This window comes from Pseudomonas syringae (assembly GCF_021605415.1).
Lineage (GTDB): Bacteria > Pseudomonadota > Gammaproteobacteria > Pseudomonadales > Pseudomonadaceae > Aquipseudomonas > Aquipseudomonas syringae_S.
Map to the genome: position 1 here is coordinate 29729 of NZ_WKEQ01000041.1, position 16803 is coordinate 46531.

Here is a 16803-nt window from a genome sequence, read left to right on the forward strand (position 1 = left end):
TTTCTGCACTTTCACGAAGCGGCGAAGTCCCAACCTTCACACGCCACTCATCACCATTGCAGGAGAGACACCATGGCCAACACCTCGTTACGCAAAGCCTCGTTGCAAAGCATGGAAGCCGAGATCGAGAGTCTGCTCAAGTCCCTGGAAAGCCTGAAGGACGATGCATCCGACGAGTCGCGCAAAACCCTCAAGGCGCTGAAAAGCAATGCCGAGACGGCGCTGAAACATTCGCGTCACCTGCTCAGCGACGCCTACGAAGAAGTCAAAGTCAAAACCCGCGAGACCGGCATCGCCACCCGCGATTACGCTCAGGAGCATCCGTGGACGACCGCTGGCGTGGCCGTCGGCGCGCTGGGTCTGCTGGCCGCTTACTTGCTCTGCAAACGCGGCGATTGATCCGCTTGGCGCAGCTCGTTTTTGAGCCATTGCGCCAATTGCCGGGCGCGGCCGTCAGCGGCGCGTTTCGGTAGCCACAACGCCAGTTGCGCCGGGGTTTCACAAAAACCCCACGGCGCAACCAGGCGACCGGCGCGCAAGTCCTCGGTCACCAGCGGCTCCGGTGCAATCGCTACACCCAGGCCTGCCACCGCCGCTTCCAGCAAATAATACAAATGCTCGAAACCCTGCCCGAATTTCAACGCCTCGGCGTCGAGATCGTTTTGCTGTGCCCAACTCGGCCAGGCCTGCGGACGAGACGTGGTGTGCAGCAACGGTTCGTTTAACAACGCTCCGGCGGGCGCGGTTTGCAGCCGTTGATAGCCGTTGAACAGCGGACTCATGACTGGGCCGATACGCTCGCTGGCCAGTTCGTAGACCTGCATGTCCGCCGGCCATGGCGGTTCGGCGAACACCAGCAGAGCGTCCAGCCCCGGGCGACGGGGGTCGAGATCGCCTTCTCCGGCCGACAGGTGCAGACGCAGATCCGGCAGATCCGCATTGAGGCGGCCCAGACGCGGAATGAACCAGCGCGCCAGCAGGCTGCCGGAGCAGCCGAGCACGAACGGCGCATCGGCGGTGCTTTGAGTCAGTTCGGCGCAGACGTTGCGCAAGCGCTCGAACGCTTCGCCGCTGACGTCACGCAAGCGGACTCCTGCATCTGTGAGTTTCAGGCCGCGTCCATCTTTGACAAAAAGACTGACGCCGAGGTGCTCTTCGAGCACCTTCAGTTGACGGCTGACTGCACCATGGGTCACGTGGAGCTGCTCGGCAGCCTGACTGACGCCGTTCAGCCGGGCAGTGGCTTCGAAGGCGCGCAGGGCGTTCAGCGGGGGAAGGTCGTGGCTCATTTATTTGTGAGTTTTCCTGACAGGTTGCGGCGATCTTATCGGTTTTCAGCGTAGACCGTCAGGGGTAGAGTGGACGTCATTGTCTTCTCAACCGAATTCACCTGGAGCGCACCATGACCCAGACTTCGAACACTTCCGATCTGCGTAACGGCCCTGACGCCAGCGGCCTGTTCGGCTCGTTCGGTGGCCGCTACGTCGCTGAAACCCTGATGCCATTGATCCTCGATCTGGCCCGCGAATACGAAGCAGCGAAGGAAGATCCTGCTTTCAAAGAAGAATTGGCCTACTTCCAGCGTGACTACGTCGGACGTCCGAGCCCACTGTATTTCGCCGAGCGTCTGACCGAATTCTGCGGCGGCGCCAAGATTTACCTCAAGCGCGAAGAGCTGAACCACACTGGCGCGCACAAGATCAACAACTGCATCGGCCAGATCCTGCTGGCGCGGCGCATGGGCAAAAAACGCATCATCGCCGAAACCGGCGCCGGCATGCACGGTGTAGCGACCGCTACCGTGGCTGCGCGTTTTGGTCTGGATTGTGTGATCTACATGGGCACTACCGACATCGAGCGTCAGCAGGCCAACGTGTTTCGCATGAAGCTGTTGGGCGCTGAAGTCATCCCGGTGGTCGCCGGCACCGGCACGCTGAAAGATGCGATGAACGAAGCCCTGCGAGACTGGGTGACCAACGTCGACAGCACCTTCTATCTGATTGGCACCGTGGCCGGGCCACATCCGTATCCGGCGATGGTTCGTGACTTCCAGGCTGTGATCGGCAAAGAAACCCGTGACCAGTTGCAAGCCCAGGAAGGTCGTCTGCCAGACAGCCTTGTCGCTTGCATCGGCGGCGGTTCCAACGCCATGGGCCTGTTCCATCCGTTCCTTGATGACAAGAGCGTCGAGATTATCGGCGTTGAAGCGGCGGGCTACGGCATCGAAACCGGCAAGCACGCGGCCAGCCTGAACGGCGGCGTCCCGGGTGTGCTGCACGGCAACCGTACCTTCTTGCTGCAAGACGACGATGGTCAGATCATCGACGCTCACTCGATCTCCGCCGGCCTCGACTACCCGGGTATTGGCCCGGAACACGCCTGGTTGCATGACATCGGTCGCGTTCAGTACACCTCGGTGACCGACGACGAAGCCCTCGATGCATTCCATAAATGCTGCCGTCTGGAAGGGATTATTCCTGCGCTGGAAAGCGCCCATGCCTTGGCCGAAGTGTTTAAACGCGCGCCGAACCTGCCGAAGGATCACCTGATGGTGGTCAACCTGTCCGGCCGTGGCGATAAAGACATGCAGACCGTGATGCACCATATGGAACAGTCCCAGCAGGAGAAACACTGATGAGCCGCCTGCAAACCCGTTTTGCTGATCTCAAGGAACAAAATCGCGCCGCACTGGTGACCTTCGTCACGGCGGGCGATCCGGATTACGACACTTCATTGGCGATCCTCAAAGGCTTGCCGGCCGCTGGTGCTGACGTCATCGAGCTGGGCATGCCGTTCACCGATCCGATGGCCGATGGCCCGGCGATTCAACTCGCCAACATCCGCGCCTTGGGTGCGAAGCAGAACCTGCTGAAAACCCTGCAAATGGTGCGCGAGTTCCGTCAGGACAACACCGACACGCCGCTGGTGCTGATGGGCTACTTCAACCCGATCCACATGTATGGCGTCGAACGTTTCATTGCCGATGCCAAAGAAGCCGGCGTTGATGGCCTGATCGTGGTCGACATGCCGCCGGAGCACAATTCCGAGCTGTGCGACCCGGCCCAGGCTGCCGGCATCGACTTCATTCGCCTGACCACGCCGACAACTGATGACGTGCGTCTGCCGAAGGTGTTGAACGGCAGTTCCGGTTTTGTTTACTACGTGTCAGTCGCGGGTGTGACCGGTGCCGGTGCGGCGACGCTGGAGCATGTCGAAGAAGCGGTGGCGCGTTTGCGTCGTCACACTGATCTGCCGATCAGCGTCGGCTTCGGCATTCGTACCCCGGAGCAAGCCGCCGCTATTGCGCGCCTGGCCGACGGCGTCGTGGTGGGTTCAGCACTGATCGATCACATTGCCAGTGCCGATACGCCACAGCAGGCCATCGATGGTGTGCTCACCCTTTGCTCGGCGCTGTCCGCAGGCGTGCGTAAAGCGCGAGTCAGCTAAGGGTAAAGTTCTTGATACAGAGGAATTAGCGCCTTTGGGCACTGACTAATTCAGCAAGATCGAGGGATTCAGGACTAGGTTCTGAATCCTTTTTTGCTGTCAGTGCAGTGAGGAAAGACCCGATGAAAGTGCCGAAACGTCTGATTGCCAGTCTGGGCATCCTGATGATCAGTGCCACGCCTTTGTTGGCCAGCGCCGATCAGCGCAATGATCAGCGCAATGATCAGCGCGACGATCACGATCGCGGCGGCCCGCAACAGAGCCAGCATGACAACCGCAGTAACGATAACCGCGGCGCGCAAAACAACCATCACGGTAGCCCGCCACCGCGCGATTTTGGCCCGGTGCGCCAGACCATCCAGAACAATCACGGCTACTTCGTCCGTGGCGCGCCACCTCCGCCGGGCATTCACCTGGAACGCGGCCGGCCGCTGCCACACGGGTATCACGGCGAACGTCTGGATAATCGCGCGCTGCGCCAATTGCCTTATTACCAAGGCTACGAATGGCGCCGGGCAGGTGGCGATGTCGTGCTGATTGCGGTGGGTACCGGGATCGTTTACGAGATTCTTCAGGGTGTTTTGTATTAACTATCAGTCAGTCACCGGATCGCAGCCTGCGGCGGCTCCTACCTGAGACCCTGTAGGAGTTGCCGCAGGCTGCGATCTTTTGTTTCTAGGGCAACTCCAATCCGCCCGAAGCCTTGTGCAGTTTGCGCAAGTGCTCGCCAATCTGCTTGAGATTCGCCTCGTTCGCCGCAATCTCGGCAGCCCGCTTGGGCTCCAGCAGTGCCCGTACTTCCTTGTCCAGATCCCCGGTCAACGCCTGCAGCTGCTTTTGGCGCAGGCTGCTTTCCGATTCCAGGCGATCAAACTCGCTCGGCTGCGGCAAGCCGTAGCCTTTGGAGTCGAGCAATTCCGCCGGGCGGCTGAGGAAGCCACTGTTGGCGAGAATCTGCTGCAAGGTCGCATTGGCCTTGCCCATGCCGCCGTTCTCCAGCTCGCGGGCGCCGAGGTAACGTTGCTTGACCTCGTCCTGGGCCAGCAGCAATTGCCGGCGGAAACTGGCTTGCTCCAGCAACAGCAACGCGGCGCTGGTACGCAGATCGGCGCGGGCAAACCATTGCCGGCGTTCTTCAGGCGTAAGCGAAAGCCACTCTTCGACGGTGTTTTCCTTGATCGGTAATTGCTTCTTCAGCACATCGAACATCGCCTGATAGCGATCGCGGAACGAATCGAAGCGGTAACCCAGGCGTAAGGCCTCTTTGGGATCGTCGAGTACGCTGGTATCGGCCAGTCCTCGGCCCTTGAGCACTTCCAGCAAGCCGTTGGGCATGATGCTGTCCAGGCCCGTGAGCTGTGCGTTGTTGCTGCCGCTGCGCAGCAGTTTCAGCCCCTCGACGGCGCAGTTGTTGGACAGGAAGAAGTAGTTGCCGTCGTAGCTCCAGTGCATCTCGGCGGCGTGTTCGACCACGCCTTCGATTTCGCTGCGCGACAGGTTCAGCGGCACCGAGGCGAGGCTGCGCAGTTCGGTCTTGGTGTACTCGTCGATCACTTGCGCCAGCGGCAGCACGAACAGGCGGGACGGGTATTTGCCGACCAGTCCGTCCCAACTCGACAACTGCACGTCGCCAACGAACGCGCGGTAGGACAGCACCAGGTGCTGATCCAGATCGAGACGGCAATCCGGGCCACGGGGTCGGCCGGGCGCACAGATCACCAGACGCAACATGCTGTGGCCCCAGCGGCTGACCCAATTCTGATTGGCCTCGGCGAGCAGGTAATCCACGGCGTACACGCGTTCCGGATCGACTTGGCCTAAAGGTTGTTTGGCGAAATCGTTGCCGGCATTCAGGAAGGCGAAGGACTTGCTGCACGTGTCCTTGGCGGGCGGTGCCCAGCCAAAGTGCTCCTTGTAATAGCGATACAGCGCCGGCCGACGACACGCGTAGCTCGGGTCGAGGAGGAAATACTCCATGTTGACCGCGACGAACTCTTTCGGGCTGGAGATCTCGTAAAGATCCGGGCTGCGTGCGATCTGGCGGTTGTGCTGTTCGCGTTCGCCACGGCGGCCGACATATTGCTGCCAACCGGCAAGGTCGAGCAGGCGCGGATCGTCGCTGAGGGTGAAGCGACGGCTGGTCTGGCCCCGGCATTCGTCGGGGATGCCGATCAGCCCGGCGCTATTGTTGCGCCGGGTGCAGCGCAGGATCAGCGAGCGCTCGGCGGCTTGCCACAGGCGCGCGCGGTCATAAATGTGGGTGAGTTCGTGCAACACCGTGGCAAGCAATTCGCGGCGCACGGTGCCGTGGGGGCGATTGGTTTTTTCCTTGGCGGCGCTGCCGTCGGTGAGGCCGGCAAGCAATCGGCGATTGAGGTCGAGTTCCGCGACCAGCGTCGCCTGACCGTAGGCGTTGCCAGGCATGTCATCCGTCCAGCCAACGTCGATGCGCCGATCCAGTTGCTCGATGAAACGCGGCGGCAATGCCTGCATCGCTTCATCAAGCAGCGCCTGGCTGGCGTGCTGCTGGGCGGGGCTCAAGCCTTCGGTCTTGAGCCGCAATTGCAGGCCGGCGTGGGCGCTGTTGCCAAGAAGCAACAGTGCCCCGGCCAGCAGCCAGGCGCCGAGCGGCCTCACAATGCGAGGATGGCTTCGGCGAGTACCTGATCACTGGCGTCTCGGGCTTCCGGCACGCGGGTGCGCAAGGTGTTGAGTGCGGCTTCGAGGTGGGCGCCACGGATATCGCCGTTGCTGGCGACGAAACTGGCGGCGTCGTCATGGGCTTCGCGAATGATCTTCGAGTCGCGGATCGACGTCGTGGTGTCAGACGTGAAATCGATGGTGCGCTGGGAGGCGCGGACAATGATGTTACTGGTGGCTACCAGGGTTTGGGCCTGGGCCATGTCGGCCAATAAAAACAGGCCAAGGGCGGCAGCAATCAGCGGGCTACGCATGGAACGACTCCGGAGGGACAAAGGATAGCTATTGGACGAGAATTGCTTCCGCCAGTTCAAGGTCACTTCCATGAAGTTTTGGCCGGGATTTACGCAGGTAATGCAGCGCAGACTCCAGTCGCGCACCTCGCCATTGACCGTCAGTGGCAACGAAGGCGGCCGCGTCGTCATGAGCAGCGATCAGCATTTTACGGTCGAAAGGCGCGGAAGACACCATGCTGGTGGCATAACCGCTGACCACGGTGTTTTGCGTAGACACATCGAAGGCATTAGCCGATGCGGCCCAGCCAACGGTCACCAGAACGGAAGAAGCAAAAAAGTATTTAGGTAAATGCATGAGACTCGGAAGCGGTTGGCGAAGCCAAAAGGCTAACGCAACGCCCGGCTTAGAGCCAGCGCCGAAACATCAGGGACACGGCAACGTGTCCCGAATGACTGTTTCGACTTAGATCGCGAGGATGGCTTGGGCCAGTTGTGCATCGGTCGCGGTCAATTGTGGTGCCTGGTGACGGATGTGATCGAGGGCGCTTTCCAGCTTCACGCCGCGAATGTCGCCTTGGCTGGCCACGAAACTGGCGGCGTCGTCGCGCGCGGCGAGGACGATTTTGTCGTCACGAAAGGAGGAGGACACGTCTGAGGTGGCATCGGAAGAGGATTTGAGTGCTCCGACGACCGCATCGGTGGTGACGATGAAGCTAGTGGCGCTGGCATTGGCAGCCACGGCCAGCAGGGCGGCGGCGCTGAGCAGACGAAGACGGGACATGGTGTAACTCCTGTGGGTAAACCGTGTTGGGAGGTGGCTCGGTGTGTGAGAAGTCAGACGCCGGTCGCACATCATTCGCCACGCTCTGTCTGGATATTAGGCGCGGCGGAGCGAACAAGGAAAGCGTCTTGAATACATGACCCCCTGTAGTAGCTGTCAGAGGCTGCGATCGTTTGACGCTGCTACTAAAACGTCAAACGACCGCAGCCTTCGGCAGCTGATACAAACTGTACCTGTATGAATTTGCGTTCCGTAAATTGTACTGCTTTGCACTTTTCATGCTCTCAAACGACAAAACCCGCCGTGGTTTCCCACGACGGGTCTTGTTTGTTCAATTCGGGTGCTGGCGGTGGGTCTAACGACCAAGGCCAGCGACGCTGATTAGCGCCAGAACGGCTTGCTCAGCTCTTCGTAGCGTTGTGCTTCGCTAATCCCGGCGTCAGCCAGCAGACGCGAATCCAGACGGGCCAATTGGTGGCGGCTGGAGATGCGGCGCTGCCACAACATCAGGTTGGCGATAACGCGCAAAGGCAGGGAAGCCTGGGTTTGTGCAGCGGTGTTTTCGAAGAACAGATCGGAACTGAGTGTACGTTCCATGGTTGACATCCTTCCGCTTGTGGCGGGATTAGGTAGTGGTTTAACTGGTGCCCATGATCCTCTCGTTTGCCTAGTCTCTCTAGATACAGTTCAACTGTAATGTGAGCGACCAGTTAACTGTTTATAGGGGGTGTACTGGTCGATATTGAGGCAACTGTACCTGTCTGCACTATTAATGTGCGTTTTTGTCGGACTATGGGCATTTAGTACGAAATTACTGTAGGAAAAGACAGGTACAGCAGTACAGTTATTGTCGAAACAAGGGATTGCAATCAGCCGCTGACGAAACTGTATTTGCGTCACCAGATAACTGTATGAATCAGATGGCGATCATCCGCCCGGTTTCTTCAAGGTTCATGTGCCAGCTGAGGGCATCGCGCAGAATGTGCGGGGTGTGTCCGCCGAGCGCACAAGCAGCGGTGAAGTAGTCGTTCAACGCCTGGCGATAGTCCGGGTGCACGCAGTTGTCGATGATCGCGCGCGCTCGTTCCCTTGGCGCCAGGCCCCGCAGGTCGGCCAGACCGACTTCGGTGACGAGGATGTCAACGTCATGCTCGGTGTGATCCACATGGCTGACCATCGGCACCACACTGGAAATCGCGCCACCCTTGGCAATCGACTTTGTGACGAAGATCGCGAGATGCGCGTTGCGCGCGAAGTCTCCCGAGCCGCCGATCCCGTTCATCATCCGCGTGCCGCAGACGTGGGTGGAATTGACGTTGCCGTAGATGTCGAATTCCAGCGCTGTGTTGATACCGATAATACCCAGGCGCCGCACCACTTCCGGGTGGTTGGAGATCTCTTGCGGGCGCAGCACAAGTTTGTCTTTGTACTTTTCCAGATTGCCGAACACATCACTGTTGCGGCGCTCGGACAAAGTGATCGAACTGCCAGAAGCAAAGCTCAGTTTGCCGGCATCGATCAGATCGAAGGTCGAATCCTGCAACACCTCGGAATACATCGTGAGTTCTTCGAACGGCGAGTCGATCAGGCCGCACATCACGGCGTTGGCAATGCTGCCGATCCCGGCCTGCAATGGGCCGAGCTTGTTGGTCATGCGTCCGCCCGCCACTTCTTGCTTGAAGAAGTCGATCAAATGATCGGCGATGGCTTTGGTGTCGACATCCGGCGGCAGCACAGTGGATGGTGAGTCAGGCTGTTGGGTGATGACGATCGCGACGATCTTCTCCGGCGGAATCGGAATTGCGGTGCTGCCGATCCGGTCATCGACCTTTACCAGCGGGATCGGCGTGCGCGTCGGGCGATAGGTCGGGATATAGATGTCGTGCAGGCCTTCGAGGTTGGCGTTGTGCGCCAGGTTGATCTCTACAATCACGTGTTTGGCGAAAATCGCGAAGCTCGCCGAGTTGCCCACGGAGGTGGTCGGCACGATGTGCCCTTGCTCGGTAATGGCCACGGCTTCGATTACCGCGATGTCCGGCAACTTCAATTGCTGGTTGCGCAACTGTTCAACGGTTTCCGAAAGGTGCTGATCGATGAACATCACTTCGCCGGCGTTGATCGCTTTGCGCAAGGTGCTGTCGACCTGGAAGGGCATGCGCCGCGACAGGACGCCTGCTTCAGTCAGTTGCTTGTCGAGGTCGTTGCCCAGGCTGGCGCCGGTCATCAGGCTGATCTTCAGCGGCGTGATCTTGGCGCGCTCGGCCAGGGCGTGCGGAACGGCTTTGGCTTCACCGGCACGGGTGAAACCGCTCATGCCGACGGTCATGCCGTCCTCAATCAAAGCGGCGGCCTCGGCGGCGCTCATCACTTTGTCCAACAACGAAGGCAGGCGAATACGGTCACGGTACATGGGATTATTATCTCGGGCAGCGGGTAGCAGGATGCGCAGTTTAGTGAATTTGGCAGGCAGTCGTCCCGCTACCAAGGTCGCAAAAGAGGCGTCTATTCCGGGCTTTTCGAGTAAAACACTGTTACCGGAACGGTAACAACGCGACAAATTGTCCGACGGATTTTTCAAACAAAAACGCCCCGACAAGTCGGGGCGTTTTCATAAAGCGGCGAACGTTATTCGACGGCTTTGACCATGTCTTCGATGACTTTCTTCGCGTCACCGAACACCATCATGGTCTTGTCCAGATAGAACAGCTCGTTATCCAGGCCGGCATAGCCGCTGGCCATCGAGCGCTTGTTGACGATGATGGTCTTGGCCTTGAACGCTTCGAGAATCGGCATGCCGGCAATCGGCGATTTCGGATCGTTCTTGGCGGCCGGGTTGACCACGTCGTTCGCGCCGAGCACCAGCACCACGTCGGCCTGACCGAACTCGGAGTTGATGTCTTCCATCTCAAACACTTGGTCGTAAGGCACTTCGGCCTCGGCCAGCAGTACGTTCATGTGCCCCGGCATCCGACCGGCCACCGGGTGGATCGCGTATTTAACGGTGACGCCGTGGTGGGTCAGCTTCTCGGTCAGTTCTTTCAGCGCGTGTTGTGCGCGGGCCACCGCCAGACCGTAGCCCGGCACGATGATAACGGTGTCGGCATTGGTCAGCAGGAAGGTTGCGTCGTCAGCCGAGCCGGATTTCACCGGACGTGCTTCTTTCTCGCCTGCCGGCCCGGCGTCTGCCGTGTTGCCGAAACCGCCGAGCAGGACATTAAAGAAGGAGCGGTTCATCGCCTTGCACATGATGTACGACAGAATTGCGCCGCTCGAACCCACCAGCGAACCGGCGATGATCAGCATCGAGTTGTTCAGCGAGAAACCGATGCCCGCCGCCGCCCAGCCCGAATAGCTGTTGAGCATCGACACCACGACCGGCATGTCGGCGCCGCCGATTGGAATGATGATCAGCACACCCATCACGAATGCCAGAACCAGCATCAGCGCAAACGCGGTGAGGTTGCCGGTGAACATGAAGGTCAAGCCGAGCACGAGCGTTGCCAGTCCCAATACTCCATTCAGTTTGTGCTGACCGGAAAACTGTACCGGTGCACCCTGGAACAGGCGGAACTTGTACTTACCCGACAGCTTGCCGAACGCGATGACCGAACCGGAGAAGGTAATCGCGCCGATGGCAGCGCCGAGGAACAGTTCCAGACGGTTGCCCGCCGGAATGGAGTCGCCCAATTGCTTGACGATGCCCAGCGACTGCGGCTCAACCACGGCCGCGATTGCAATGAACACCGCGGCCAGACCGATCATGCTGTGCATGAAGGCGACCAGTTCCGGCATTTTGGTCATTTCAACGCGCTTGGCCATGATCGAGCCGGCGGTACCGCCGATCAGCAGCCCGACGATGACGTAGCCGATGCCCGCAGTGGCAAGCTCAGCGCCCAACTTATAGATGAGGCCGACGGTAGTGAGGATCGCCAGCGCCATGCCGAGCATGCCGAACAGGTTGCCCTTGCGCGACGTGGTCGGATGCGACAGGCCTTTGAGGGCCTGGATGAAGCAGATCGATGCGATCAGATACAGCGTCGTGACGAGATTCATGCTCATTACTTCGGCGCCTCTTCTTTTGCTTTCGGGGCTTTCTTCTTGAACATCTCAAGCATTCGGCGTGTGACCAGGAAGCCACCGAACACGTTAACCGCCGCCAGTGCCACGGCAAGGGTGCCCATGGTTTTGCCCAGCGGGGTGACGGTCAATGCAGCGGCGAGCATGGCACCGACGATCACGATCGCGGAGATCGCGTTTGTCACCGCCATTAGCGGTGTGTGCAGCGCAGGCGTTACGTTCCAGACCACGTGATAACCGACATAAATCGCCAGCACGAAGATGATCAGGTTGTAGATACCGGGGGAGATAAGCTCTTCCATCGTCTGAATCCCTGCTTAGGCGTTTTTGCGGATGACTTGGCCGTCGCGGCACATCAGGCACGCGGCGACGATGTCGTCTTCGAGGTTGACGTCGAACTGGCCTTCTTTGGTGAAGACGAGCTTGAGGAAGTCCAACAGGTTGCGCGCATACAGTGCCGAAGCATCTGCAGCGACTTCACCGGCCAGATTGGTCGGACCGGCGATCGTCACGCCGTTCTCGATCACCACCTGATCGGCCACGGTCAGCGGGCAGTTGCCGCCCTGAGCGGCCGCGAGGTCGATGACCACCGAACCCGGCTTCATCTGTGCCACGGTTTCCGCGCTCAACAGTGTCGGCGCCTTGCGGCCGGGAATCAGCGCAGTTGTGATGACGATGTCAGCCTGTTTGGCGCGCTCATGCACCGCTTGAGCCTGACGCTGCATCCAGCTCGCCGGCATTGGCCGCGCGTAGCCGCCGACACCGACGGCGCATTCGCGCTCTTCATCGGTTTCGTAGGGCACGTCGACGAACTTGGCACCAAGGGATTCGATCTGCTCTTTCACCGCTGGACGCACGTCAGACGCTTCGATCACCGCACCCAGACGTTTCGCCGTGGCAATTGCCTGCAATCCAGCCACGCCTGCGCCGAGAATCAGCACGCGCGCCGCCTTGACCGTGCCCGCAGCGGTCATCAGCATCGGCATGAAGCGTGGGTAGTAGTGAGCCGCGAGCAACACGGCTTTATAGCCGGCAATGTTGGCCTGGGACGACAGCACGTCGAGGCTCTGCGCCCGGGAAGTGCGTGGCGCCGCTTCCAGGGCAAACGCGGTGATCCCGCACTCGGCCATTTTTGCGATGGTTTCATTGCTGAACGGGTTGAGCATGCCCACCAACACCGCACCGCGCTGAATCAGCGACAGCTCGGCATCGCTGGGTGCGACTACCTTAAGAATCAGCTGCGCGCCAAACGCATCGTTGGCACTGCCAATGGTTGCGCCTGCCGCTTCATAGGCACTGTCGACAACGCTGGCCTTGATGCCGGCGCCGCTTTGCACAGTGACCTGATGACCTTGGCCGATCAGCTTTTTGATGGTTTCCGGGGTTGTAGCAACCCGTGTTTCACCCGTCTGGGTTTCGAGAGGAACACCAATGTGCACGTCAAATCTCCTGCGTGATCTTATTGAGTAAACCCAGGCACTGCGGATGGTGCGACTGGGGCGGCCGATCAGCACGATCCCGCCGAATCAGGGCGGGGCGCGGCATTTTGCAGGCGAACTTTATGCCCTTCAAGGGATTATGACGGGTGACGGAAAATTAACTACAAGTCATCCCGTGACCGAATGTCGCACATGACCGGCCGAATCCCTTGCAGGCCGTGCCCTGCAAGGATTCTGGACAAATCTGCAAATTTTTCTCATCGGTGACGTGAATGAGCCGTAATGAGTCGTAAATGTGGCGCAAAGCCGCGTCGCAAGGGGCTTTTATAGAGTCTATAAGACCTTTCGGTACAGTCTGCTTAATAGCGACAAATACTTATATCTGTAGGGCTTAAATTTTCCTGACTACGGGGTTAACAATTGCTAAGAGCCTTTAGCCTTCGAGGTTGTAAGTGTTTGCCTGTTTCACCAGCCAGTCACGAAATGCCTTGAGGGACGCAGATTCGACTTTTCGCTCCGGAATCATCAGGTAATAGGCTTTGATGCTGGCGAGTGCCTGAGGGCACGCGATCACCAGTCGTTTCTCTGCCAGTTCGCGCTGAATGAGGAAGGGTGGAATCAATGCAATGCCCATGTCATGCATGGCTGCCTGGGCCAGCATGGAGAATAGCTCGTAACGCGGGCCTGTCATGTCACGGGGAATATTGAGGTGCTGGGCGTTGAACCACTGGCGCCAGGCATAAGGGCGTGTGGTTTGTTGCAGCAGGGGCAAGTCGGCGATTTCTTCCGGGGTGAGATGACGCTTCTTACCGAGCAGCGAGGGGCTGCACATGGGCATCGGATTTTCGCCCATCAATCTGTGGGATTCAGTACCCGACCAATCCGCATCGCCAAAGTAAATGGCGGCATCGAAATCAGTGTCGGCGAACAAGAATGGCCGGGTGCGGTTGGTCAGGTTGACGGTGACCTCTGGGTGCTTGAGTTGAAAATCCTTAAGTCTGGGCAGCAGCCATTGGGTGCCGAACGTCGGCACTACGGCCAGCTCAATCACGTTCGCACCTTGGTGGCCCATCACCGACAACGTGTCGCGTTCGACCGCATCGAGCTGGGTGGCGACCCGTCGGCTGTAGGAAAGGCCTGCTTCGGTCAGCTTTACTCCGCGCCGGGAGCGTCGAAACAGTTCGACGCTGAGGAAGTCCTCAAGGCTGGCGATCTGTCGGCAGATAGCGCCCTGCGTGAGGGAAAGTTCTTCAGCGGCCCGGGTAAAGCTCTCGTGCCTGGCGGCCGCTTCAAAACTGATCAGGGCGGTGGTGCTGGGAATCTTCCTGCGCATGTACGTCAACCTCACTAATACGTCGCATAAATGGCGTTAGGCGACTGCCTTGGAGTGAGAAATTAGCACAACAGAATGCGAAATCCTCGTTTGCCGGGATGACGAACCGGGCCTAGGATCAATGCCACGTTAATTCACCGATGTGCGAGGACTTACTCATGGCCGGTAAAGCAAGCTTCAACTGGATCGATCCACTGCTGCTGGATCAACAGCTCACCGAAGAGGAGCGCATGATCCGCGATACCGCCGAACAGTTCGCCCAGCAGAGCCTGGCGCCTCGCGTGCTTGAAGCGTTCCGTCACGAGAAAACCGACCCGGCGATCTTCCGGGAAATGGGTGAGGTTGGCCTGTTGGGCGCGACGATTCCCGAGCAGTACGGTGGCAGTGGCCTGAACTACGTCAGCTACGGTCTGATTGCTCGTGAAGTCGAGCGTGTGGATTCCGGCTATCGTTCGATGATGAGTGTGCAGTCTTCGTTGGTCATGGTGCCGATCAACGAATTCGGTACCGAAGCGCAAAAACAGAAATATCTGCCGAAACTGGCTTCCGGTGAATGGATCGGCTGCTTCGGCCTGACCGAGCCTAACCACGGTTCTGACCCTGGCGCGATGATTACTCGTGCACGCAAAGTCGAAGGCGGCTATAGCCTGACCGGCGCGAAGATGTGGATTACCAACAGCCCGATCGCCGACGTGTTCGTGGTCTGGGCCAAGGACGATGCCGGCGACATTCGTGGCTTCGTGCTGGAGAAAGGCTGGAAAGGCCTGAGCGCCCCCGCGATCCACGGCAAGGTTGGCCTGCGTGCGTCGATCACCGGTGAGATCGTCATGGACAACGTGTTTGTCCCTGAAGAGAACATCTTCCCGGATGTCCGTGGCCTGAAAGGCCCGTTCACCTGCCTCAATTCCGCACGTTTTGGCATCTCCTGGGGTGCGTTGGGTGCTGCCGAGTTCTGCTGGCACACCGCTCGTCAGTACACGATGGATCGCCAGCAATTCGGCCGTCCTTTGGCTGCGACGCAATTAGTGCAGAAAAAGCTTGCTGACATGCAGACTGAGATCACGCTGGCGCTTCAAGGCTGCCTGCGTTTGGGTCGTATGAAAGATGAAGGCATCGCCGCCGTTGAAATCACCTCGATCATGAAGCGCAACTCCTGCGGCAAGTCCTTGGACATCGCGCGCATGGCTCGCGACATGCTGGGCGGTAACGGCATCTCCGATGAGTTCGGCGTGGCGCGTCACTTGGTTAACCTGGAAGTCGTGAATACCTATGAGGGAACGCACGACGTTCACGCGCTGATCCTGGGGCGTGCGCAAACCGGCCTGCAGGCTTTCTATTAATAGGAGAGCGACCATGGGCGCGTTGTCGCATCTGCGGGTGCTGGATTTATCGCGAGTGCTGGCCGGGCCTTGGGCCGGGCAGATTCTGGCCGACCTTGGTGCCGAGGTGATCAAGGTCGAGCGCCCGGGCAATGGTGACGACACTCGCGCCTGGGGGCCGCCCTTCCTTAAAGATGCGTATGGCGAGAACACCAGTGAAGCGGCTTACTACCTGTCGGCCAACCGTAACAAGCAATCGGTGACCATAGATTTCACTCGCCCTGAGGGGCAGAAGCTGGTGCGGGAACTGGCGGCGAAGTCAGACATCCTCATTGAAAACTTCAAGGTCGGTGGTCTGGCGGCGTATGGGCTGGACTATGGCTCGCTGAAGGCGATCAATCCGGATTTGATCTATTGCTCGATCACCGGGTTTGGCCAGACCGGGCCTTATGCCAAACGTGCCGGTTATGACTTCATGATTCAGGGATTGGGCGGGCTGATGAGCCTGACCGGTCGTCCTGAGGGCGATGAAGGGGCGGGGCCGGTAAAGGTCGGCGTTGCGCTGACCGATATCCTTACGGGACTGTATTCAACGGTGGCGATCCTGGCAGCGTTGGCTCATCGCGATCACGATGGCGGCGGCCAGCATATCGACATGGCACTGCTGGATGTTCAAGTGGCGTGTCTGGCGAACCAGGCAATGAATTACCTGACGACGGGCAACGCTCCAAAGCGTCTGGGTAATGCGCACCCGAATATCGTGCCGTATCAGGACTTTCCTACGGCGGATGGCGACTTCATTCTTACCGTGGGCAATGACAGTCAGTTCCGCAAGTTTGCCGAAGTGGCGGGGCAACCGCAGTGGGCTGATGACCCTCGGTTTGCGACTAATAAGCTGCGGGTGGCTAACCGAGGGGTGCTGATCCCGTTGATCCGCCAGGCGACTGTATTCAAGACGACGGCGCAATGGGTGCAGCAACTGGAGCAGGCGGGCGTTCCGTGTGGGCCGATCAATGATCTGTCGCAGGTGTTCGCTGATCCTCAGGTGCAGTCGCGTGAGTTGGCGATTGAGTTGCCCCATCCGTTGGCGGGAATGGTTCCGCAAGTGGCCAGTCCGATCCGGTTGTCGCGGACGCCGGTCGAGTATCGGTGTGCGCCTCCGCTTCTTGGAGAACATACGTTGGAGGTTTTACAGCGGGTGCTGGGGTTGGATGCAGGGGCCGTGTCCAGCTTGAAAGAGGCGGGCGTGCTTTAGCTTGTCCTCTATATATAGGGTTAGGGTTCACCTTCTATATATAGAGGCCGGTTTGTTGGGTGTTTTTTAGCCAATCTGCAAGTAGTTGATAGAAAAGCGAAATTAAGTGTTGACGGCAAAATCTGAGTGTCTATAATTCGCCCCACTTCCGGCGCAGTCGAAACGGAAAACTCCTTGGTAAACAATGAGTTAAGCAGTTTTCGACAGCGACTGGCT

General features: G+C 59.0%; 17 protein-coding genes. 6 read left to right on the plus strand and 11 right to left on the minus strand.

The features are described 5' to 3' along the window. Window positions 1–72 precede the first annotated feature (72 nt). Window positions 73–399 (plus strand): DUF883 family protein, encoded by a 327-nt coding sequence (locus GIW69_RS22710; RefSeq protein WP_236485007.1) that lies wholly within the window; start codon window positions 73–75, stop codon window positions 397–399. Here the strand turns inward: GIW69_RS22710 and GIW69_RS22715 are convergent. Continuing rightward, window positions 372–1289 (minus strand): LysR family transcriptional regulator, encoded by a 918-nt coding sequence (locus tag GIW69_RS22715; RefSeq protein ID WP_236485008.1) that lies wholly within the window; start codon window positions 1287–1289, stop codon window positions 372–374. The two genes, GIW69_RS22710 and GIW69_RS22715, sit on opposite strands and share 28 nt — an antisense overlap. A gap of 113 nt (window positions 1290–1402) precedes the next feature. On the opposite strand from GIW69_RS22715, the gene trpB reads away from it, so the two are divergent. The 3 genes from trpB to GIW69_RS22730 all read left to right on the plus strand — a co-directional run bounded on the left by trpB (window position 1403) and on the right by GIW69_RS22730 (window position 4037). Continuing rightward, a complete protein-coding gene (trpB, locus tag GIW69_RS22720; protein WP_236485009.1) occupies window positions 1403–2635 on the plus strand; it encodes a tryptophan synthase subunit beta in 1233 nt (410 codons plus the stop codon). Continuing rightward, entirely contained in the window at window positions 2635–3447 is an 813-nt protein-coding gene (trpA, locus tag GIW69_RS22725; protein ID WP_236485010.1) for a tryptophan synthase subunit alpha, read from the plus strand. Before trpB ends, trpA begins: the two co-directional genes overlap by 1 nt. A gap of 122 nt (window positions 3448–3569) precedes the next feature. Beyond that, window positions 3570–4037, plus strand: coding sequence for an anti-virulence regulator CigR family protein (locus tag GIW69_RS22730; protein ID WP_236485011.1), 468 nt, complete (start codon window positions 3570–3572; stop codon window positions 4035–4037). 85 nt (window positions 4038–4122) lie between these two features. Here GIW69_RS22730 and GIW69_RS22735 read toward each other — a convergent pair whose 3' ends face one another. The 10 genes from GIW69_RS22735 to GIW69_RS22780 all read right to left on the minus strand — a co-directional run bounded on the left by GIW69_RS22735 (window position 4123) and on the right by GIW69_RS22780 (window position 14013). Next, window positions 4123–6084, minus strand: a complete 1962-nt coding sequence (locus GIW69_RS22735; RefSeq protein WP_236485012.1) for a DUF7844 domain-containing protein — start codon at window positions 6082–6084, stop codon at window positions 4123–4125. Next, window positions 6081–6401 (minus strand): DUF2388 domain-containing protein, encoded by a 321-nt coding sequence (locus GIW69_RS22740; RefSeq protein WP_236485013.1) that lies wholly within the window; start codon window positions 6399–6401, stop codon window positions 6081–6083. Before GIW69_RS22740 ends, GIW69_RS22735 begins: the two co-directional genes overlap by 4 nt. 28 nt (window positions 6402–6429) lie before the next feature. Further along, window positions 6430–6738: a DUF2388 domain-containing protein gene (locus GIW69_RS22745; protein WP_236485014.1), complete on the minus strand. Its 309-nt coding sequence runs from the start codon at window positions 6736–6738 to the stop codon at window positions 6430–6432. A gap of 108 nt (window positions 6739–6846) precedes the next feature. Further along, window positions 6847–7164, minus strand: a complete 318-nt coding sequence (locus GIW69_RS22750; protein ID WP_236485015.1) for a DUF2388 domain-containing protein — start codon at window positions 7162–7164, stop codon at window positions 6847–6849. A gap of 381 nt (window positions 7165–7545) precedes the next feature. Continuing rightward, window positions 7546–7761 carry a YjiS-like domain-containing protein gene (locus tag GIW69_RS22755; protein WP_236485016.1) on the minus strand — a complete coding sequence of 72 codons (216 nt, stop codon included), beginning with the start codon at window positions 7759–7761 and terminating at the stop codon, window positions 7546–7548. Window positions 7762–8080: 319 nt separating this feature from the next. Beyond that, complete coding sequence (gene scpC / locus GIW69_RS22760; protein ID WP_236485017.1) at window positions 8081–9574, minus strand: succinyl-CoA:acetate CoA-transferase ScpC; 1494 nt, start codon at window positions 9572–9574, stop codon at window positions 8081–8083. A gap of 215 nt (window positions 9575–9789) precedes the next feature. Further along, window positions 9790–11223: an NAD(P)(+) transhydrogenase (Re/Si-specific) subunit beta gene (locus GIW69_RS22765; protein ID WP_236485018.1), complete on the minus strand. Its 1434-nt coding sequence runs from the start codon at window positions 11221–11223 to the stop codon at window positions 9790–9792. Beyond that, entirely contained in the window at window positions 11223–11543 is a 321-nt protein-coding gene (locus tag GIW69_RS22770) for an NAD(P) transhydrogenase subunit alpha part 2 (protein ID WP_003220416.1), read from the minus strand. Before GIW69_RS22770 ends, GIW69_RS22765 begins: the two co-directional genes overlap by 1 nt. A gap of 15 nt (window positions 11544–11558) precedes the next feature. Continuing rightward, window positions 11559–12680, minus strand: a complete 1122-nt coding sequence (locus GIW69_RS22775; protein WP_236485019.1) for a Re/Si-specific NAD(P)(+) transhydrogenase subunit alpha — start codon at window positions 12678–12680, stop codon at window positions 11559–11561. 433 nt (window positions 12681–13113) lie between these two features. Next, window positions 13114–14013: a LysR family transcriptional regulator gene (locus GIW69_RS22780; RefSeq protein ID WP_236485020.1), complete on the minus strand. Its 900-nt coding sequence runs from the start codon at window positions 14011–14013 to the stop codon at window positions 13114–13116. A gap of 158 nt (window positions 14014–14171) precedes the next feature. Between GIW69_RS22780 and GIW69_RS22785 the strand changes: the two genes are divergently transcribed. Together GIW69_RS22785 and GIW69_RS22790 are read left to right on the plus strand one after the other, a co-directional pair. Then, entirely contained in the window at window positions 14172–15353 is a 1182-nt protein-coding gene (locus tag GIW69_RS22785) for an acyl-CoA dehydrogenase (RefSeq protein ID WP_236485021.1), read from the plus strand. A gap of 13 nt (window positions 15354–15366) precedes the next feature. Beyond that, window positions 15367–16587 carry a CaiB/BaiF CoA transferase family protein gene (locus GIW69_RS22790; protein WP_236485022.1) on the plus strand — a complete coding sequence of 407 codons (1221 nt, stop codon included), beginning with the start codon at window positions 15367–15369 and terminating at the stop codon, window positions 16585–16587. Window positions 16588–16803: the final 216 nt, after the last annotated feature.

Coding starts and splice junctions, on each gene's coding strand:
- GIW69_RS22785 (WP_236485021.1), top strand. CDS start 14,172: ATGGCCGGTAAAGCAAGCTTCAACTGGATCGATCCACTGCTGCTGGAT.
- GIW69_RS22765 (WP_236485018.1), bottom strand. CDS start 11,223: ATGAGCATGAATCTCGTCACGACGCTGTATCTGATCGCATCGATCTGC.
- trpB (WP_236485009.1), top strand. CDS start 1,403: ATGACCCAGACTTCGAACACTTCCGATCTGCGTAACGGCCCTGACGCC.
- GIW69_RS22715 (WP_236485008.1), bottom strand. CDS start 1,289: ATGAGCCACGACCTTCCCCCGCTGAACGCCCTGCGCGCCTTCGAAGCC.
- GIW69_RS22790 (WP_236485022.1), top strand. CDS start 15,367: ATGGGCGCGTTGTCGCATCTGCGGGTGCTGGATTTATCGCGAGTGCTG.
- GIW69_RS22740 (WP_236485013.1), bottom strand. CDS start 6,401: ATGCGTAGCCCGCTGATTGCTGCCGCCCTTGGCCTGTTTTTATTGGCC.
- GIW69_RS22745 (WP_236485014.1), bottom strand. CDS start 6,738: ATGCATTTACCTAAATACTTTTTTGCTTCTTCCGTTCTGGTGACCGTT.
- GIW69_RS22730 (WP_236485011.1), top strand. CDS start 3,570: ATGAAAGTGCCGAAACGTCTGATTGCCAGTCTGGGCATCCTGATGATC.
- scpC (WP_236485017.1), bottom strand. CDS start 9,574: ATGTACCGTGACCGTATTCGCCTGCCTTCGTTGTTGGACAAAGTGATG.
- GIW69_RS22770 (WP_003220416.1), bottom strand. CDS start 11,543: ATGGAAGAGCTTATCTCCCCCGGTATCTACAACCTGATCATCTTCGTG.
- GIW69_RS22755 (WP_236485016.1), bottom strand. CDS start 7,761: ATGGAACGTACACTCAGTTCCGATCTGTTCTTCGAAAACACCGCTGCA.
- GIW69_RS22750 (WP_236485015.1), bottom strand. CDS start 7,164: ATGTCCCGTCTTCGTCTGCTCAGCGCCGCCGCCCTGCTGGCCGTGGCT.
- trpA (WP_236485010.1), top strand. CDS start 2,635: ATGAGCCGCCTGCAAACCCGTTTTGCTGATCTCAAGGAACAAAATCGC.
- GIW69_RS22710 (WP_236485007.1), top strand. CDS start 73: ATGGCCAACACCTCGTTACGCAAAGCCTCGTTGCAAAGCATGGAAGCC.
- GIW69_RS22780 (WP_236485020.1), bottom strand. CDS start 14,013: ATGCGCAGGAAGATTCCCAGCACCACCGCCCTGATCAGTTTTGAAGCG.